The sequence below is a fragment of the Myxococcus sp. CA039A genome (assembly GCF_013336645.1).
Taxonomy (GTDB): Bacteria; Myxococcota; Myxococcia; order Myxococcales; family Myxococcaceae; genus Myxococcus; species Myxococcus llanfairpwllgwyngyllgogerychwyrndrobwllllantysiliogogogochensis.
In genome coordinates this window covers 1-13,966 of sequence record NZ_JABUMQ010000306.1, presented here as the reverse complement: position 1 = coordinate 13,966, position 13,966 = coordinate 1, and the positions used below count along the sequence as shown (strand labels likewise).

Sequence of the window (13,966 nt, the reverse complement as noted above, 5' to 3'; positions counted from 1 at the left end):
ATCGACGACATCACCCAGGCGGCGGGGGTGGCCAAGGGGACGTTCTACCGGTACTTCGTCGACAAGGCGGCGCTCGTGGAGGCGCTCTTGGAGCCGGTGCGGGGCGAGCTGCTCTCGGGGTTGGAGGCGTGCGGCCAGGCGCTCGGGAAGGCGCGGGGCGTGGAGGCGATGTTCGAGGCGTACCGCGCCATGGCTGCCGTCATCGCGAGCGCGCTGTTGCAGTACCCCGGCGTGGTGCGGCTGTACCTCCAGGAGAGTCGGGGGCCAGCGGTGGGTGCGCGGCGGAAGGTGGCGCAGCTGGCGCGGGAGGTGTCGCGGCATGCGGTGGATATCACCCAGAAGGCGCACACGCATGGGCTGTTGCGGCCGATACGGCCAGCGGTGAGCGGGCTCGCGGTGGTGGGGGCGGTGGAGCGGCTGCTGCTGGCGGTGTTGAGTGAGGAGGACATCGGCAATCCGCTGGAGTTGCCGGACGCGCTCACGACGCTGGTGCTGGACGGACTGCGGGTGCCGCCTGGGACACGGGAGGGGCGCCGGAAGTTGGACGGGGGAGCCAAGCGCACTTAAGGGTGGAGTGTGGCGCGCAAGCGGGCCCTGGGTGGCTTCAGCATTCCGTGGTGGGCGTGGGTGGGGCTGGCGGCTGTCACGCCGGTGGTCCTCATCAACACGGCCATTGCGTGGCTGGGTGACACGCACGTGTCGCCGCTGTCGCTGTCGTTCCTGGAGATGAAGGTGAACGCGCTGCGCACGTATGTGGCGCACCGGCCGTCGTGCGTGCTGGATGGGCACGAGCCGCTGGAGCCGCTCATCGCACGGGCGGAGCGGCGCCATGGGCTGCCCGCGGGACTGCTGCAGGCGCTGGTGCTGGTGGAGTCGGAGGGGCGGGTGCACCGCATCTCTCCGGCGGGCGCGATGGGACCGGGACAGTTGATGCCCACCACGGCGGTGATGCTGGGGGTGGAGGACCCGTTCGACCCGGAGCCCGCACTGGATGGGAGCGCGCGATATCTGGCCGAACAGCTCCGGCGGTTTCGCGACGTGAGGCTCGCGGTGGCCGCGTACAACGCGGGGCCTGGCGCGGTGGATGGGCGCGTGCCGAGGAATGGGGAGACGGAGTACTACGTACCCAAGGTGCTCACGGCCTGGGTGCGGACACGGCCGCCGGAGCCGCCGCCTCGTCCAGTGCCCGTGGTCGCGGCGCGTGCTCGGCCCGTGGTGGCCGTGGTGGCGAAGCCCGTGGCTCCCGCGCGGCCCGCCGTGGCGCCGGTGAGCAAGAAGGCGGGGCCCAGGGTGGCGGCGAAGCCCGTGGCCCCCGTGCGCCCCAAGGTCGTCGCAAAGCCCGTGACGGCGCCAGCACGCACCGCGGTCGTCGCCAAACCGGTGGCACCCAAGGCGAAGCCGAAGAGCGAGGCTGTTCCCGCGAAAGCGCCGACTCGCGCGACGCAAGCGAAGCCCACCGTCACCGCGAACACGCGACCGGGCTGAACAGGGACCGGCCTCAAGGGTCGCCACCATGGCGACCTGTCTTTCGAGTCCTCTTCGCCGTGACACGCCGCGTGGCCACGAAGCACTCGACAACTTTGCGCGCGGCATGTTGGGTTCGAACCCTTTCGCTGAAACGAGTCCCGGGTCGACCATGAAGCGAGCCACCCGCATCCGTCAGTCCGCAATCCGCGTCCGCAGCGGCAGCCGACTGGCCCTGTTCCTTCTGGCCCTGTGTCTGTGCGCGATGTTCTTCAGCGTGACGTGGGCCGCGAAAACCATAGGAATCCTGATCCTCTACGTCGCGGCCACGACAGCCCTTGAGGCCTGGAACGTGTGGCGCCTGAGTCGCCTTCCACCCAAGGAGTCGAATCGAAGCTGAAACCCGACGTGTGCGGGGAGGCCGCATCGGTCGGATGACCGACCTCCTCCCGTTGACCGACCTCGGGCGAATGACGGACGCGCGGCGTGAAGCACTCGTGCGACGAGTAGCTCACGCATGACGACTCCCTCCACGCCCCGAGGCTCCATGAGCAAGCGCTTGAAGGTCCTCTACTCCCTGCTGTCCCTCGTGCTCGCCTTCGTGGGCGTGGTCACCCTGTTCGGCGACAACATCCGCAAGTACTTCGGCGCGACCTGCGGGGCGCTCGCCGGCAACCCAGACGTGGCCCACAGGAAGAGCATGCGCACCTTCGGAGAGAACACCGCCTACGGCAACGACGGCGCGCCCTCCACTGTCGACTCCCTCCAACGCAAGCCGATGCGCCACTTCAACTCGGGCGCCTACGCCGAGGCTCCCGCTCCCAGCCAGCGCGAGGAGCGCCTCGCCTCCAACGCCTATACCCGCACCGAGAACGACCCGCTCTCCACCTTCGCCGTGGACGTGGACACCGCCTCCTACGCCCTCTTCCGCCGCGCCGTGAAGGGTGACCGGCTGCCCTCCGCCGACACCGTCCGCGTGGAGGAATGGGTCAACTACTTCCGCTACCGCGTCCCCGAGCCCAAGCCCGACGAGGGCGCCTTCCACGTCGCGCTCGAAGCCGCGCCCTCCCCCTTCGCCCCCAGCCAGCACATCCTCAAGGTGAGCCTCCAGGGCCGCCACGTCGCCAAGGCCCAGCGCAAGCCCACGCACCTGGTCTTCCTCGTGGATACCAGCGGCTCCATGAACGGCGAGGACCGGCTGGAGCTCGCCAAGACGTCGATGAAGCTCGCCGTCGCCGGCCTCAACCCCGCCGACACCGTCACCATCTCCACCTACGCCGGTGACGTGCGCACCGTGCTGGACACCACGCCCGCGCGCGACCGCAAGGTCATCGAAGCCGCCATCGACGGCCTCTCCTCCGGCGGCGGCACCGCCATGGGCAGCGGCCTGGAGCTGGCCTACCAGCACGCCGTCCGCATGGCCGGAGCCAACCGCGTCTCCCGCGTCGTCGTCCTCACCGACGGCGACACCAACCTCGGCCGCAACCAGACGGCGGACGCCATGCTGGAGAGCATCAGCCGCTACGTGAAGGAAGGCGTCACCCTCTCCACCATCGGCTTCGGCATGGGCAACTACCGCGATGACCTGATGGAGCGCCTGGCCAACAAGGGCAACGGCAACTGCTACTACATCGACTCCGAGCGCGAGGCCCGCCGCGTCTTCCAGGAGCAGCTCGGCGGCACCATGGAGGTCATCGCCCAGGACGTCAAAATCCAGGTGGAGTTCGACCCGACCGCCGTGCGCGGCTACCGGCTGCTCGGCTACGAGAACCGCGCCATCGCCGACAACGACTTCCGCAAGGACGCCGTCGACGCGGGCGAAATCGGCGCGGGCCACACCGTCACCGCGCTCTACGAACTGGACCTCACTGGAGAAGGCTCCACCGTGGCCACCGTCCGCGTGCGCGCCAAGAAGCCCGGCGACTCCGAGGTCGCCGAGCAACGCTTCACCCTGCCGCGCCACCAGGTGCGCGAGTCCCTGTCGACCGCCTCCTCCGACCTGCGCTTCGCCCTCGCCGTCGCCGGCACCGCGGACCTCCTGCGCGGCACCACCCCGACGGATGACCGCGGCTTCGCGCGCATCCACTCGCTCGCCGAGGATGCCGTGGATGGCCAGGAGGACCGCGAGGAGTTCCTCACCCTGCTCGGCAAGCTGCGCGAGCTGATGTCGCCGCGCCTCGTCCGCAACGCGAACTCGACGCGCTACTGAGTCCGCGCCGACAGGGCGCTCGCCGAGGCCCTGTCCAACCACACCTCCACGTCGCGGTGCAGTTGCAGGAACGACGCGGGGCAGCGCGGAGTCACGGGGCCCTCCATCATGGCCTTCACCGCCTCCGCCTTGCCCTCGCCAAACGCCAGCAGCATCGCGCGCCGCGACTGGATGAGCGCTCCCATTCCCAACGTCAGCGCCTCCAGCGGCACGCGGCTCGAGTCATCACCGAAGAGCATCGCGTTGGCCTCCCGCGTCTCCCGGCTCAGCCGCGTCCGGTGACAGCGCGCCTGCAATTGCTCCGCGGGCTCGTTGAAGGCCAGATGCCCGTTGGCGCCAATGCCCAGCAGCACCAACCCCAGCCCACCCTCCGCCGCCAGCTCCGCCTCGTAGCGCGCGCACTCGACCTCCGCGTCCGGCGCCGCGCCGTCGAGGAAGTGGATGCGCTCCTCCGACAGATTCACCTTCCGGAAGAAGTGCCGGTCCATGTACGCGCGAAAGCTGCCACCGTCCTCCGCCGACACCCCGAGCAGTTCGTCCAGGTTGAACGTCCGCGCGCGAGACCAATCCACCGCCTTGCGCTCATGCAACGCCACCAGCTCCCGGTACACGTTGAGCGGCGTGCGCCCCGTGGGAAGCCCCAGCACCAGCGACGGATGAGACATCACCGCCTCGCGGACTCGCGCGGCGCATGCGACGGCCGCGTCCTGCTCGGACTCGAAGACTCGAAGGTGCAAGGAGGCTCTCCGCTCGCGAAAGAGGCGCGCACACGAGCATAGAAGCCCCACCTCCAACACGAGCCCTGAGTCAGGAACGCGTTCACCACGAGGCGCGTCTGTGACAACTGCTGCAACTGTCTCTTTCCGATACCGCACAAACGCAACGCGTCATGCGTGGCGGCCCGCATGCGAAGGTGTCGACGAGGAAAGCGGTAGAGTCGACGGATGGACCCCTTCGTCAGCCTCGACGCCACCGCCCAGGCCGAGCTCGTCCGCAGCGGTGAAGTCACGCCGCTGGAGCTGGTGGACGCGGCCATCGCTCGCATCGAGCGCTGCAACCCGAAGCTCAACGCCGTCGTGCAGACGCAGTTCGACACGGCGCGCGCGCGGGCGAAGGCGCCCCTTCCCCAGGGCCCCTTCACCGGCGTGCCCTTCCTGCTCAAGGACCTGCTCGCCGCACAGGAGGGCTACCCGCTGAGCTTCGGCTCGCGCTTCACGAAGGACTTCTCACCGAACCACGACAGTGAGCTGGTCAAGCGCCACCTGCGCGCGGGGCTCGTCGTGCTGGGAAAAACCAATACGCCGGAGCTGGGCCTCCTGCCCACCACGGAGGGCGCGTTGCACGGCCCCTGTCGCAACCCGTGGGACGTGACGCGCTCGCCCGGAGGCTCCAGCGGCGGCGCCGCGGCGGCGGTGGCCAGCGGCATGGTGCCCTTCGCGCATGCATCCGACGGCGGCGGCTCCATCCGCATCCCCGCGTCGAGCTGCGGCCTGTTCGGCCTCAAGCCCAGCCGGGGCCGCAACCCCACCGGACCGGAGCTGACGGACAGCGTCCACTGGCTGGTGGGCGAGCATGCCCTCACCCGCACGGTGCGAGACAGCGCCACCCTGCTGGACGCCACCGAGGGCCCCGACCTGGGTGCGCCCTACATCGCCCCGCCCAAGACGCGGCCCTACAGCATGGAGGTCGGCGCGCCACCTGGACGCCTGCGCATCGGCCTGACGCTGCGCAACGCCGTGGGCGCCCCCGTCCACCCGGAGTGCCTGGCCGCGGTCGCCGCCACCGCCCGGCTGCTGGAGGGCCTGGGCCACTCCGTCCTCGAAGGCAGCCTGCAGATACCGGGCGACGAGGAGCTGGGACAGCACTTCATGACGGCGTGGGCCGCCAGCGTGGTGAACAGCATCGAGGGCCTGGGCCGGCGCATGCGCCGCACCCCGGAGCCCGAGCACTTCGAGCCCTTCACCTGGGCGCTCTACCAGTTCGGACTGAGCCAGGGCCTGACGGCCTACCTGCACGCCCAGGCGGAAGTGCTGCGCTTCGGCCGCGCCTTCGCCCGACGCTTCGAGGACGTGGACGTGTGGCTCCTGCCCACCGTCACCGAGCCCGCGCCCACGCTGGGCACCTTCACCGCCCCGCCCGACGAGCCGCTCGCTCCGCTGTTCCGCTCGGCGGCCTTCACGCCCTACTGCCCCATGGCGAACATGGCGGGCAACCCGGCCATGAGCGTGCCCCTCCATTGGAGCCCGGAGGGTCTGCCGGTGGGCGTCCAGTTCATCGCCCGATTCGGCGACGAGGCCACCCTCTTCCGGCTGGCCGCGCAGCTCGAGTCGGCGCACCCCTGGACGCACCGGCGCCCCTCGGTGTTCGGCTAGGGGTCGCCACGTCCTTCGGAGAGCGCTCGGGCAAACTTCGCGAGCACGCATGGCGCCGGGCGCGATACAACCTTCCCCATGAAAGTCGCCGTGCTCACCGGCGGGGGTGACTGCCCCGGCCTGAACGCCGTCATCCGCGCCATCGTCCGCCGCGCCACCGCCCACGGTTTCGAGATGATGGGCCTTCGAGACGGATGGAAGGGCCTGCTCGAGGACAACCACTTCCGCCTCACGCGGGAGACCACCTCCGGAATCCTCCACCGGGGCGGCACCATCCTCGGCACCTCGCGCGTCAACCCCTTCAAGGTCGAGAACGGGCTGGAGAAGGTCAAGCGCGCCATTGAACGCAATGGCATCCACGCCGTCATCGCCATCGGCGGCGAGGGCACGCTGTCCGCCGCCACGCGCATGTCGGAAGAGGGGCTGCGCATCGTCGGCGTGCCGAAGACCATCGACAACGACCTCAACGGCACGGAGTTCACCTTCGGCTTCGACACCGCCGTGGCCATCGCCACGGAGGCCGTGGACCGGCTGCACTCCACCGCCGAGTCCCACAAGCGCGTCATCGTCTGCGAGGTCATGGGCCGGCACGTGGGCTGGATTGCCACCTACGCGGGCATCGCCGGCGGCGCGGACGTCATCCTCGTCCCGGAGATTCCCGCCGACCTGGAGCGCGTGGCCGAGCACATCCAGCGCCGCCACGCGGGCGGGCGCACCTTCTCCATCGTCGTCGTCGCGGAAGGCACGCGCATCAAACTGGCGGCGGACCAGAACGAGCAGCTCGTCACCAGCGGCGCGCTGGACGAAGCAGGCCGGCCGCGCCTGGGCGGCGTGGGCAACATCGTCGCGCACGAAATCGAGCGCCGCACCGGCTTCGAGACGCGCGTGTCCGTGCTGGGCCATATCCAGCGCGGCGGCGCACCCACCGCGCATGACCGCGTGCTCGCCACCCGCTACGGCGTCCACGCCTGCGACATGGTGGCCCGAGGCGAGTTCGGGAAGATGGCCGCGCTCAAGGGCAACGAAATCATCAGCGTGGACCTGTCCGCCGCGACGAAGGAGCTCAAGAAGGTGCCCAAGGAGTTCTTCGAGGTCGCCCAGGTCTTCTTCGGCTGACGCAGTGCGATAACAAACGAGCCGCATGACGCGGGACGCTGGCTCGTGTGCGCATCCGGTAGCATCGGTGGCCTACCCCTCGCAGTGAAGGGACGGTGCCGATGCTTCCAGGACGCATGATGGACTTCCCGCTCACCCTGACGCATTTCCTGGAGCGCGCGCGGACGTACTTCCCGCGCTCGGAAATCGTCAGCCGCAATCCGGACAAGACGACGCACCGCTATACCTATGCGGACTTCCACCGGCGCACGTGTCAGTTGATGAACGCGCTGACGCGGCTGGGGGTGAAGGCGGGCGACCGGGTGGCGACGCTGAGCTGGAACCACTACCGGCACCTGGAGGCGTACTTCGGCATTCCGGCGATGGGCGCGGTGGTACACACGCTGAATCTGCGCCTGCACCCGAACGACCTGGCCTACATCGCGCGCCACGCGGAGGACTCGGTGGTGCTGGTGGACCGCTCGCTGTTGCCGCTGTTCGAGAAGTTCGCGGCGCAGGTGCCCAGCATCCGCCACGTCATCGTCATTCCGGACGCGGGGCCCGCGCCAGAGGGGATGCTGGACTACGAGCAGTTGCTGGCGAAGGAGTCGGTGGACTTCGACTTCCCGACGCTGGAGGAGAACAGCGCGGCGATGCTCTGCTACACGTCGGGGACGACGGGCAACCCGAAGGGCGTGCTGTTCAGCCACCGCTCCATCGTGTTGCACACGCTGGTGTGTTGCATGAAGGATCTGACAGGCATTGGCGAGGCGGACTCGGTGCTGCCGGTGGTGCCCATGTTCCACGCGGCGGCGTGGGGACTGCCTTTCGACGCGATCATCACCGGCGCGCGCATGGTGATGCCGGGGCCGCACCTGGACCCGCCGTCGCTGTTGGAGTTGATGGCGACGGAGAAGGTGACAGTGGCGGGGGGGGTGCCCACCATCTGGCTGGGGATTCTCGCGCTGTTGGACCAGGACCCGAAGAAGTGGGACCTGAGCGCGATGCGGACCATGTTGATTGGGGGCTCGGCGGCGCCTCCGGCGATGATTGACGGCTTCCGGCAGCGGCACGGGCTGGAGGTGACGCACGCCTGGGGCATGACGGAGATGAACCCGGTGGGCACCATGGCGAAGGTGAAGCAGGAGCTTCGCCACGCGGACGCGAAGACGCAGCTGGCGGCGCAGGGCTCGCAGGGCTTCGCGCTGCCGTTCGTGGAGACGCGGGTGATGAGCGAGGAGGGCAAGCCGTTGCCGTGGGATGGCTCGACGATGGGCGAGCTGGAGGTGCGCGGGCCGTGGGTGGCGGGCTCGTACTACGGCGGCGAGGGCCAGGACCGCTTCACGTCCGACGGCTGGTTCAAGACGGGTGACGTCGTCACGCTGGACGCGGATGGGTATGTCCGCATCTGCGACCGGAGCAAGGACGTCATCAAGTCGGGCGGCGAGTGGATTTCGTCGGTGGCGCTGGAGAACGCGCTGATGAGCCACCCGGCGGTGCTGGAAGCGGCGGTGTTCGCCGCGCGGCACACCCGCTGGGACGAGCGCCCGCTGGCGGCGGTGGTGCTCAAGCCGGGACAGGCGGCGACGAAGGAGGAGCTGGCCGAGCACCTGGCGAAACAGTTCGCCAAGTTCTGGCTGCCGGACGACTACCTCTTCATCGCGCAGATTCCCCGCACGTCCACCGGCAAGTTCCTCAAGACGAAGCTGCGCGAGGACTACGGCGACCACCTGCTCAAGAGCGCCACAGGGTGAGTTGAACGGCATCCGGACCCGCCGTCCTCGCGACGAGGCGGTGGGTCCAGGGCTCAGCCGTGCTGGTCGATGAGCTGAATCTTCCGGCTCCGGCACACATCCTCGAAATCACCTCGGTTGAAGGTGATGAGAGCGTGCAGCCGGTTCTTCGGGTTGAGCAGCATCAGGCGCACCACCCGGTCCACCAGACTCAAGGCGCGGTAGCTGCCTCCCTGTTTCTTCAGCTCCTCGAAGCACTCGCCCAGCGCCTGCTCCCGCATCTTGCGGTCGAACAACATCGACAACCGGTTTCGCTGTCGCAAGCGCTTCAAGTCCCGCTCCAGCAGCCCCAGCGAGTCACTGCGTCGGGCCATCCGGGTCGACACCGTTTCATAGAGGATGGGCCAGGGGACGACGAGCTCATGCGTGGCAGAGTCGAAGAGCTTCTCGAAGAGGGCCTCCGCGACACCGTGCAGACCGTCCCGCGAGTCGTACAGCGCGATGAGGAAACAGGCATCGACGCAGACCTTCATGCGTCGTCCTGCTCCTCTCCCGCCACCTCGGAGTAGCCGACCCAGGAGGCTGGACGCCTGCTGCCGAACAGCCACTTCCCGCTCCACTTCCCATCCTTGTCGGGCCCAATCAGATAGGCGCGGCCCTTCTTCCCGATGATGGGCTTGAGGGCGCGCTTGAGTTGCGTGGGCGTCAGCGCCGTCGTGAAGGTCGCCATGCCATCACCGCACTCACGTGCCTCCAGCTTCGCCAGCCACCTGTAGAGGTCGTCGTAGTTCCCCCGGAGCCCCAGGTCGAACGAGAGCCAGTACCGTGTCATGCATCCTCCCTGACGAGGCCGTGCGCCGCCCCGACGGACGGGAGCCCGTACAGGCGCGAGGTCCGAGCCCTGTTTCTCACCCTCCAGGTCGCGGCGTCTACTCCCTACCGGAGTTCGTGGAATCGGAGGAGGACGGGACGAGGAAGTCGCTTCGATAGAGGGACGCATGCAGTCTCACAGGTTGGACGGTCCGCGCCCATCGCATGAGCGCGGACCGTGATTCCTGCAAGCACCACGCCCTGGCCGGACAGAGCCTGACGTCAGTTGGCGCCGAGACAGACGCCGCCGCAGGTGGTCTCCACCTTGCCGTCCGGCCGCAGGAAGAGGTCCACCTGCTCGCGGCCCTTCACGTTGCGCCGCACGCCCTCATGCACCGGATTGTCCTGCGCCGGCAGGTCCGCCACCGTGCCCGGCAGCGGCGCCGGCAGCCCGAAGTCGAACTGCACCAGCGCAGCGCTGTCGATGGCACCTTCGAACACCGGCAGCTCCGGCACCCGCCACGTCGCCGGCAACTGCTGCGTCAGCCCCATCGCCCGCGCGTGAAGCTCCGTGGCCACGTTGGGCACCTGCGCATCCCCCAGCCCGTACTGCACCAACACCCGACGCGACGCCGGTCCACCGGTGTACAGCGTCGTCACCACGTGCGGCGCATAGGTAATCGGGTCGATGCGGTCGAAGCTCGTCTGAGTCAGCGCCGCGAACTTCTGCTGGTCCAACGCGTCCGGCACCGCCGCCGCAATCGCCTGGAGGAACATCGCGAACGGCTTCGCCCGGAACATCATCAGCGAGAAGTCCGCCCCACCCACGCTGAACACCGCGCGCGAGATGTGCGGCGACAGCGCGACGTACGTCCCACCCAGGATGTGCCCCTGGCTGATGCCGTAGAAGTACGTCTGGTCCGGGTCATACACGAGCACCCCGTTGTCCTTGAGCTCCGCCAGGTCCTTCAACGTGGTCCGCGCCGCGTAGGTGACGGCCATCTGGTTCACCATGCCCTGGTGCACCCGGTCCGTGAAACGCAGCGTCTGCGCGGGCTGCTGCGACATGGCGCCAATCACCCCCGGCGCGTCCGCCTGCGACATGCCCCACCAGTCCACCGTCATCACCACCATCTTCGTCGCCTGCACGAAGGGCCGGACGAACGAGCCGTCCGACTCGCCCTGGCTGCCGAAGAAGCCGTGCCCGAACTGGAGGAAGCGCACCGGCGCCACCGACTGGCCCCAGACACTCCGCGGAATCTGGAGCGTGAAGGGCACCTCCGCCTCGCCATTGCGCTTCACCCGGCCCTGCGCGTCACGCGCCAGCAGCGCCCCCGCCTGCGCCGTCTCCGTGAAGAGCGGCACCCGCAGCGTCCCCTTGATGCGGCGGAAGATGTTCGCGTCCACCTCGTCCTTCACCTCCGTCACAGTCACGACAGGCGGCGTGGCCTCCAGCGCCTCCATCGCGAGCCGCCGCACGTCCATCATGTCCCGGGTGACGTTCTCCTCCGTCTCCGTGGTGAAGTCCCACGCGAGCTGCAACTCCGAGCGCGCCACCCCCGCGGCCTCCAGCGCCGGGAAGATGTCCGCCTCGTACCGCGCGGCCAGGGGCGCCAGCAGCGGGTCTCCCGCCGTCTGCCCATCCCGGATGCGGCGGAAGCCCTCTGGCACGGGCACGGCCGTCCCGTCCTTCGCCTTCAGCCCGCGCAACGCGACGATGTAGCGCGCGCCACCGCGCAGCCGCACCGCCGGCCGCACCAGCAGTGCCCGGTGCGCATCATCCGGCGCGCGCGGGTCCAGCTCCGCGAAGTGCAGCACCCCCGTGCCCGCTTCCGCATCCAGCACCACCGTGGCGCCCGTGGTCGCCGCCGTGGGCTGAGCCACCGACGGCAGGTTCGTCGCGTCCACGCCTCCCGGGAAGAGCGCGAGCATCTGCGTCCCATGCGAATAGCCATCCGCCGGATGCAGGTCCGTGAAGTCAAAGGGCGTCCCGTCCTTCATCTTCAGCTTCGCCGCCGTGGTCAACTTCACGCGGTGACCCGACGGCAGCGCCGCGTCCTCCTGCAGGAAGTAGTTCGACGGGTACGGCAACAGACAGTCGTGCTCCGACGCCAGCGGGTTGCAGCCCTCAGGCACCTCCAACGCCGGCAGCTGCGTCCCAGAGTCCCCCGCGTCGGGCGTGCCGCCACCGTCGGGCTGCTCCTGCCCGGCGTCCGGCGGCGCGTCATCCTCCGAATCCGAACACGCGGTCATCGCCAGCAACGACAACGCCAGCACCCACGCGCCGCGCTTCTTCATTCGCTCCCACATGGTCCGAGGACTCCTCGTGCGAACACAGATGTTTGTGTCACGAGGATGTAACCGGAGACGTCACCCGAGCAAAGCCTTGTCTCACGACGCACCGCACCACGCACAACCCTGGCATGCCCCGCGTGCGTGGGCCCCGCGCTCGGCTGCCCAATGTCGCACACCCACGCCTCCCTGGAACCATGTCAGGCCCCACGGAAAGTGAGAGGAATCAGGCAAGCAGCGGAACAGCGTCAGCCCGATTTACGGACTGACGCTGTCTATCCACGGATGTTTCAGATTCCGCAGATATCTTCAGCCAGCGAGATGCACGCCGCGATGAACTGCGCGGTGGTGCAGCCGCCGTTCTGGGTGCAGACGATGTCGCCGGTGCCCGGCTCGCTACACCACTGGAGCGTCACCCAGCACGCCGCCTGGGTGAGGGTGCGCTCTCCCTCGATGGACTGCGCGCTCAGGTTGTTCTCTCCCGAGGCATCCCGCACCGTCACGGGCGTGCCATCGGCGCGCGTCGCCTCATAACGTGGGCCCAGCTCTCCGGAGACGGCCTCGGGCGAAGACGTCTCGGGACCACAGCCCGTGAGCATTCCAACGGCGAGCCCCGCGACCACCATGAATGACAGCGCTTTCATATGGGTTCTCCTGGTGATGGAGCTCACCGACCTGAGCCCCACTGCCCATATGCAATGTTTGTATTTCCTCCTCTATCGTTGATTGCCGCTATCTGAAATGTTTTCAGCCCATTCCCGAGTCTGGGATTACAGCCCGCCGCAATCACTGCGCATGGATTGGGTGTGGGAACGCCCGTCGTGAAAGCTTCCGCTCATCCTGGTCGCGCGGGCTCCGGCGCCCTCGCACAGGAGCGTTGTCTGGTGGACGGGAGGCTGGAGCGCGCGGAGGGCGCGAGCGTCCAGCGCGTCCTCCAGGTTAAGTTGCGGCCACCATGCCGTCCGTGAAGCAACTTCGCCCGTTCGCCCTGGCAACCCTGGAAGCCTTCCTCGACGCTTCCGGGCCCGTGGTCCTCGTCCAACAGCCGCCCGAGCCTGTCTTCCAGCAGGTGGCGATGCGGCTGGGTGAGGCGCGCACCGTGGGCATGGCCCATCGCAGCCGACTGGTGGACCGCCTCTTCGTCATGCTCCGGGGCTTCGACGCACTGGAGGTCCACTTCCTGCGTCCCGCCATGGATGGCCACGAACTCACCGTGGGGAGGATGGAGGGCTGCACGCTGCTCGTCCCGGACCCATCCGTCTCCAAGCACCACGCCACGCTGAAGTGGCACGAGTCACGGGGCGACTGCTCGGTGAAGGACGTGGGCTCGATGAACGGAACGTGGGTCAACGCTTCGTCGCTCACCGCGGAGCAGGAGGTCCTGCTCACGGACGGCGACGCGCTGGGTTTCGGCGACGCCCAGTTCCTCTACCTGCGCACGGAGACGCTGCACGCGCACCTGCGCATGGCCAGCCCCGGCACCCACCGCTGATTCGCTCCTCGCGGGAATGCCACACCCGGCTTGCGCGTAGGGAGGGCGGCCTGGCGCTCCCCTGCTCCCGGCCGAGCCCGGCTCGCACGAGGCCCCGTCCTCTCCTACATTGAGCCACTTCGTGCGGCGAGGCAGGCGGGTCGCCGCTATGACTCCCGCTCTTCAGCGCGTGGGAGTGTGTGGATGGTCAGGCCGTTGCTTCTCCTCTTGGTCTATGTGGGCGCCTGGGCCGTGCTGCGCGCGCTCTGGCCCGACCTGTTGCGTGGGTGGCGGCGGTGGGTGCTTCTGGGCGGCTCGGTGATGTCCCTGGCCGTGTGGCTGTTCCCCCTGCTGGCGGGCCCCCACGTAGAGCTGCCCGCCGCGCTGCGCATCCTCGCCGTCGGGTGGTCCATCTCCGCCATCATCGTCGTGCTCGCCGGGACGCCCATCGCCCTGCTGCGCAAGTGGGTGGACAGGAAGAGCCCGGAGCTCGTGCCCTCCGCCCCGCTCGCTTCCGACG

Annotated in this window: 13 protein-coding genes and 1 pseudogene; 9 read left to right on the top strand and 5 right to left on the bottom strand. The window is 68.8% G+C overall.

Annotated elements, in window-relative coordinates; genetic code table 11:
• The 4 genes from HR086_RS36895 to HR086_RS36880 form a co-directional block, all read left to right on the top strand.
• The coding region (locus tag HR086_RS36895) for a TetR/AcrR family transcriptional regulator (protein WP_174467978.1) at window positions 1-567 on the top strand (567 nt) is incomplete at its 5' end.
• A 9-nt stretch (window positions 568-576) separates the two neighbouring features.
• A complete protein-coding gene (locus tag HR086_RS36890) occupies window positions 577-1,485 on the top strand; it encodes a transglycosylase SLT domain-containing protein (RefSeq protein WP_174467977.1) in 909 nt (302 codons plus the stop codon).
• A gap of 151 nt (window positions 1,486-1,636) precedes the next feature.
• Window positions 1,637-1,864 carry a hypothetical protein gene (locus HR086_RS36885; RefSeq protein WP_174467976.1) on the top strand — a complete coding sequence of 76 codons (228 nt, stop codon included), beginning with the start codon at window positions 1,637-1,639 and terminating at the stop codon, window positions 1,862-1,864.
• Between the two features lie 117 nt (window positions 1,865-1,981).
• Window positions 1,982-3,673 carry a von Willebrand factor type A domain-containing protein gene (locus tag HR086_RS36880; RefSeq protein WP_254623593.1) on the top strand — a complete coding sequence of 564 codons (1,692 nt, stop codon included), beginning with the start codon at window positions 1,982-1,984 and terminating at the stop codon, window positions 3,671-3,673.
• On the opposite strand, the gene HR086_RS36875 is transcribed toward HR086_RS36880, so the two are convergent.
• Window positions 3,667-4,410, bottom strand: a complete 744-nt coding sequence (locus tag HR086_RS36875; RefSeq protein WP_174467975.1) for a glucosamine-6-phosphate deaminase — start codon at window positions 4,408-4,410, stop codon at window positions 3,667-3,669. The genes HR086_RS36880 and HR086_RS36875 overlap by 7 nt on opposite strands.
• Before the next feature lie 207 nt (window positions 4,411-4,617).
• Here HR086_RS36875 and HR086_RS36870 point away from each other — a divergent pair, with 207 nt between their 5' ends.
• The 3 genes from HR086_RS36870 (at window position 4,618) to HR086_RS36860 (ending at window position 8,894) form a co-directional block, all read left to right on the top strand.
• Entirely contained in the window at window positions 4,618-6,045 is a 1,428-nt protein-coding gene (locus HR086_RS36870) for an amidase (RefSeq protein WP_174467974.1), read from the top strand.
• A 78-nt stretch (window positions 6,046-6,123) separates the two neighbouring features.
• Window positions 6,124-7,161, top strand: coding sequence for a 6-phosphofructokinase (locus HR086_RS36865; protein ID WP_141645032.1), 1,038 nt, complete (start codon window positions 6,124-6,126; stop codon window positions 7,159-7,161).
• 101 nt (window positions 7,162-7,262) lie between these two features.
• The gene (locus HR086_RS36860) at window positions 7,263-8,894 is read left to right on the top strand and encodes a long-chain fatty acid--CoA ligase (protein WP_141645031.1); all 1,632 of its coding nucleotides are present in this window, start codon (window positions 7,263-7,265) and stop codon (window positions 8,892-8,894) included.
• Between the two features lie 53 nt (window positions 8,895-8,947).
• Here the strand turns inward: HR086_RS36860 and HR086_RS36855 are convergent, their stop codons facing one another.
• The 4 genes from HR086_RS36855 to HR086_RS36840 all read right to left on the bottom strand — a co-directional run bounded on the left by HR086_RS36855 (window position 8,948) and on the right by HR086_RS36840 (window position 12,619).
• Window positions 8,948-9,406 (bottom strand): hypothetical protein, encoded by a 459-nt coding sequence (locus HR086_RS36855; protein WP_174461063.1) that lies wholly within the window; start codon window positions 9,404-9,406, stop codon window positions 8,948-8,950.
• Window positions 9,403-9,705: a hypothetical protein gene (locus HR086_RS36850; RefSeq protein ID WP_174461062.1), complete on the bottom strand. Its 303-nt coding sequence runs from the start codon at window positions 9,703-9,705 to the stop codon at window positions 9,403-9,405. The genes HR086_RS36855 and HR086_RS36850 overlap by 4 nt, the downstream gene beginning before the upstream one ends.
• Window positions 9,706-9,965: 260 nt before the next feature.
• On the bottom strand, window positions 9,966-11,993 hold the full coding sequence (locus tag HR086_RS36845) for a hypothetical protein (RefSeq protein ID WP_174467973.1): 2,028 nt from the start codon (window positions 11,991-11,993) through the stop codon (window positions 9,966-9,968).
• A 272-nt stretch (window positions 11,994-12,265) separates the two neighbouring features.
• On the bottom strand, window positions 12,266-12,619 hold the full coding sequence (locus HR086_RS36840; protein ID WP_174461060.1) for a hypothetical protein: 354 nt from the start codon (window positions 12,617-12,619) through the stop codon (window positions 12,266-12,268).
• 311 nt (window positions 12,620-12,930) lie between these two features.
• Between HR086_RS36840 and HR086_RS36835 the strand changes: the two genes are divergently transcribed.
• Both HR086_RS36835 and HR086_RS36830 read left to right on the top strand, forming a co-directional pair.
• Window positions 12,931-13,467, top strand: coding sequence for an FHA domain-containing protein (locus HR086_RS36835; protein ID WP_174457910.1), 537 nt, complete (start codon window positions 12,931-12,933; stop codon window positions 13,465-13,467).
• Window positions 13,468-13,662: 195 nt separating this feature from the next.
• A pseudogene (locus HR086_RS36830) lies at window positions 13,663-13,966 on the top strand (metallophosphoesterase); the annotation flags it as partial.